We start from the raw sequence: 3701 nt of genomic DNA, 5'->3' as shown, positions 1-3701 counted from the left end.
AACTTGCTCTTTTTTGATTCTGATACCCCGTCCGCTTGCGGCGGGGTAGTTCATTGTTATTTCGCCAATTGTTTGACTACGATACCTGGACTTACACCTACCTCATCGCCGATCCAGACACGAAGGACGCAATTCTGGTTGACCCCGTTTTAGAGCAGGTTGAGCGGGATTGGAAGCTGCTTCAAGAATTGGGGTTAACGCTGCGCTACTGTTTAGAAACCCATATTCACGCTGACCACATCACCGGAACCGGAAAGCTGCGAGACCTGACCGGATGCCAGGGGATTGTGCCAGAGAATGCAGAGGCGGTTTGTGCCGATCGCAAAATCAAAGATGGTGAAACGCTGAAGCTGGGATCTATTGAAATTAAGGCGATCGCCACTCCGGGCCATACCGATAGCCACATGGCCTATCTCGTCAATGGCTCCCACCTGCTCACCGGAGATGCCCTCTTTATTCGAGGCAGTGGTCGCACCGATTTCCAAAGTGGAGATGCTGGAGCACTCTATGACAGTGTGACCCAACGTCTCTTCACTTTACCCGATGACACCCTCGTCTATCCTGGGCATGACTATCGCGGCCACTCTGTATCGACGATTGGAGAAGAGAAACAGTTTAATCCCCGTTTCGTGGGACGCGATCGCGCCAGCTTCATAGAAATGATGGGGAATTTGAACCTCCCCGATCCCAAAAAAATTATGGAGGCCGTTCCTGCGAATGAACGGTGTGGACAAATTCCGGCACTGCGCTAAGGTGGTTTGAACATGTGCTTTAAAGGTCGTATACCGCTATGAGCGTAGAGCATTCCTCGCCCCAGAAATCCCCCTCTCGTCTTTCCGTACTCAAGAAAGCCATTCCCATCTTAGAGTGGGGATTTCCCTATCCACGGGCTAATGCTGTCGGCGATATCACTGCAGGGATCATCGTCGCCAGCTTACTGATTCCCCAAAGTATGGCCTATGCCTTGCTGGCAGGACTCCCGCCCCAAATGGGTCTCTATGCCAGTATCCTGCCGCAGATTATCTATGCTTGCTTAGGCACAAGTCGCATCCTCTCCGTGGCTCCTGTGGCAGTGGACTCGTTGATGGTGGCGACTGCGGTAGGAGCTTTAGCCACCCAGGGATCTCCTGAATATATCCAACTGGCGATCGCCCTAGCCGCTCTTGTAGGCGGGATTGAGGTTGTCATTGGTCTCTTGCGTCTCGGATTTCTCGTCAATTTCCTCAGTCAAGCGGTGATTTCAGGGTTTATCAGCGCGGCAGCAATTCTGATTAGTGTCAGCCAGCTTAAGCATCTTCTGGGGGTCAAAATTCCCCAATCGGAAGCGTTGGTACAACTCGTTACCTCCCTAATCCAAGCCCTTCCAGAGACAAACGGCATTACGCTATTGATGGGATTAGGCAGCATTGCGCTCCTTCTCTTCTTTAGCCGGGGACTGGGGGGATGGCTCCAACAACGGGGAATGTCGCCTGCTGCCATTATTCCGGTTACCAAGAGTGCGCCCCTTTTGGTCGTTATTTTGGGAATTCTCACCGTCTGGCTCTTTCACCTTGATCAAACGGCTAGCGTCAAGGTGGTAGGCAGTATTCCATCTGGACTACCACCGATCGGATTTCCCGCTATTTCCCGCACAGATTGGCAGACCTTGTTTTCCTCTGCCCTCGCCATTAGTTTTGTGGGATTTATGGAAGCCTATGCCGTTGGCAAATTTCTAGCCAGCAAACGCCGACAGCGGGTAGAGGCGAATCAAGAATTGATTGCCTTAGGCGTTGCTAACCTGGGTGCATCCTTTACGGGAGGATATGTGGTGACAGGAGGGCTGAGTCGATCGGTGGTGAACTTTTCGGCAGGTGCAAACACGGGCTTGGCCTCCATCATTACAGCCCTGATTTTGTTGCTGACGATTCTTTTTCTGACGCCGCTGTTCTATTTCTTGCCGCAAACCTGCCTCGCTGCCATCATTCTCGTAGCGGTTGTCAATCTTCTTGACTTTGCCACCCTAAAACGGCTCTGGATCTACAACAAAACCGACGCGATCGCCTGGATTGCGGCCTTTGTCGCGGTGCTGGTAACCAGTGTCCAAACCGGAATCCTCATTGGAGCCGTGATTTCGCTGATGCTCCACCTCTGGCGCACGAGTCGGCCTCACATCGCTATTGTGGGACGAGTGGGTGAGACTGAACATTTTCGTAATGTGTTGCGCCATTCCGTAAAGACCTGTCCCCATGTGCTAGCGATTCGCGTGGATGAGAGTCTCTATTTCGTTAACACCAAATACCTGGAAGACTATGTGCTGAAAGCAATTTCCCAGAATCCTGATGTCAAATATTTGCTGCTGGTATGTAGCGCGATCAACATCATCGACGGTAGCGCATTGGAAACCTTGCGAAGGCTCATTGCCGATCTACAAGTACGGGGCATTACCTTCTGTATGGCCGAAGTCAAAGGGCCCGTGATGGATCATCTAGAGCAAATTGGTTTTGTAGATGAATTGGGGCGCGATCGCATCTTTCTGTCAACCGATCAGGCCATGCGGGCTTTAGAGTGCGCGTAGGGTGGAAAGCTACTCCCACACAACGGCTATCTGCTGCGCCTGATAGGGATTTGAAGGAGTTAGAGACATAGATAGAGGCACCGCTTGTAGCGTAGCAGGATTGCTCTGCGCTAACGGCTTGGGCGTACAGAACGGGGCGATCGCCCATAGCGGTAGAGATAGTGCCAGGATAGATAGCCCAGGAAATAGAATAAGGCGTGGCATGGGTAGACCTCCAAGGGGAAATGGAAGGATCCGTGAGTGAGGGGATAGAATCAATATTTTGATCATGCCTGTCAAGGCTGAATAGAGGCTGATACTAATCTGAGGATAGCTTAGGCGATCGCTGAGAGAATGCTGAGAATTGGGTCGAATGGCCTCATCCAGTGCGATGAACCCATGGTTAGATCAGATTCACCTGGTTAGGTGAGACGCCTGGATGAAGAGTAACCCCGGTGTTTTGGCCTATTCTAAAAGCATGAAATCAGCGCAGAGGTCGCAACCATGAAACTCTCCTATCGCGGTATCAAGTACGAGTCCCATCTCTCCACCGTTCCCACTACAGACGGTAAAGAGATTGGTCACTATCGTGGTCTTACCCTTCGCGAACACATTGCGAAAACCGCTAAATAGAGTTCTGGTAGAAACCTTGAGAAACAACAAAGCTTGAGATCTTGGGGGCTTGATCTCATGAACGACCTGGCGATCGCCAGGTTTTTTTGCAATTATGCGCGATTTAAATTTAAAAGGTTTGTGCTGTGATCGCTAGGGTTAGTCCAAACTCCCCTTACTCAGGAGAATTATCACTTTCCGACCCCGAACGAATCAGAACCCCTAAGAGTTCTGTATCAGAGAAACTCTCTAGAATGGGTTTCTTCACCATCACGGTGAGAGGCAACGCCATAAATGCCCCTATTGGGCCAAAGATCCAAGTCCAGAGAATGACCGCAAGGAAGGTCACGATCACAGATAGATCTAAACCTTTGCCCAAATAGTGAGGGGCGATCGCAATGTCAAAGAAATTGTTGATCAAGGTGTAACCAATCGCCAGTATCAGAGCTTTAACCCAGCCAAGGGTAAGAAGCGCAATCATCAAAGGAGGGAGTAAGGCAATATAGAACCCATTTGAGATCTCAAGGAGAGGCAGCAAGGCGCTTAAGCATCAGCC

The 3701-nt window shown here is 50.7% G+C and carries 5 protein-coding genes; 3 read left to right on the top strand and 2 right to left on the bottom strand.

The window, feature by feature from the left end:
- Positions 1–53: 53 nt before the first annotated feature.
- Entirely contained in the window at positions 54–752 is a 699-nt protein-coding gene (locus tag IGR76_13080) for an MBL fold metallo-hydrolase (GenBank protein ID MBF2079412.1), read from the top strand.
- A gap of 38 nt (positions 753–790) precedes the next feature.
- A complete protein-coding gene (sulP, locus tag IGR76_13075; GenBank protein MBF2079411.1) occupies positions 791–2554 on the top strand; it encodes a sulfate permease in 1764 nt (587 codons plus the stop codon).
- A gap of 9 nt (positions 2555–2563) precedes the next feature.
- On the opposite strand, the gene IGR76_13070 is transcribed toward sulP, so the two are convergent.
- On the bottom strand, positions 2564–2758 hold the full coding sequence (locus IGR76_13070) for a hypothetical protein (GenBank protein ID MBF2079410.1): 195 nt from the start codon (positions 2756–2758) through the stop codon (positions 2564–2566).
- A gap of 279 nt (positions 2759–3037) precedes the next feature.
- Between IGR76_13070 and IGR76_13065 the strand changes: the two genes are divergently transcribed.
- Positions 3038–3166 (top strand): DUF4278 domain-containing protein, encoded by a 129-nt coding sequence (locus IGR76_13065; protein MBF2079409.1) that lies wholly within the window; start codon positions 3038–3040, stop codon positions 3164–3166.
- A gap of 154 nt (positions 3167–3320) precedes the next feature.
- Here the strand turns inward: IGR76_13065 and IGR76_13060 are convergent, their stop codons facing one another.
- Complete coding sequence (locus IGR76_13060) at positions 3321–3626, bottom strand: AI-2E family transporter (GenBank protein ID MBF2079408.1); 306 nt, start codon at positions 3624–3626, stop codon at positions 3321–3323.
- Positions 3627–3701: the final 75 nt, after the last annotated feature.

The organism is Synechococcales cyanobacterium T60_A2020_003 (genome assembly GCA_015272205.1).
GTDB lineage: Bacteria > Cyanobacteriota > Cyanobacteriia > RECH01 > RECH01 > JACYMB01.
Note: the sequence above shows the minus strand (reverse complement) of the source record. Positions and strands in the feature narration are given on the sequence as shown.